The organism is Pseudomonas sp. NPDC098747, assembly GCF_044760045.1.
GTDB lineage: Bacteria > Pseudomonadota > Gammaproteobacteria > Pseudomonadales > Pseudomonadaceae > Aquipseudomonas.
The window spans coordinates 1-319 of sequence record NZ_JBIWAL010000080.1 but is presented as its reverse complement, the minus strand read 5'-3'; the positions used below and the strand labels follow the sequence as shown (position 1 = coordinate 319).

The 319-nt window shown below is 54.9% G+C and carries 1 protein-coding gene; it reads right to left on the bottom strand.

The window, feature by feature from the left end:
* Positions 1-242: preprotein translocase subunit YajC (yajC, locus tag ACIQVE_RS27230; protein WP_402814551.1), on the bottom strand; the 242-nt coding region annotated here is incomplete at its 3' end.
* Positions 243-319: the final 77 nt, after the last annotated feature.

The following is a 319-nucleotide window of genomic DNA, read 5'->3' as shown; positions in this document are numbered from 1 at the left end:
AAATATCCCACATACGAGATCATGAATCCTATGACGCCGTTGGTGACCACTTCGTCGCCTTTCTGCAGGCTGCTCAGCAGGTTCTTCTGCTCTTTGGCGCGCTTGGCCTGTGGGCGCCAGATCATCAGGTAGAAGATGACCAGGAAGCCGACCAGGAAAATCCACTCGAAGCCGCCGCCCATTGGGCCTGCAGCAGCCGGTGCAGCAGCGTCAGCCATGGCGTTAGAGATAAAAAAGCTCATTTAGCACTCCAGTTGCAAATGTTGAATCTTGGGGTCAGAAAACTCAGTCCAAAGGCGGAACGGGGAGCCCGCGTTTG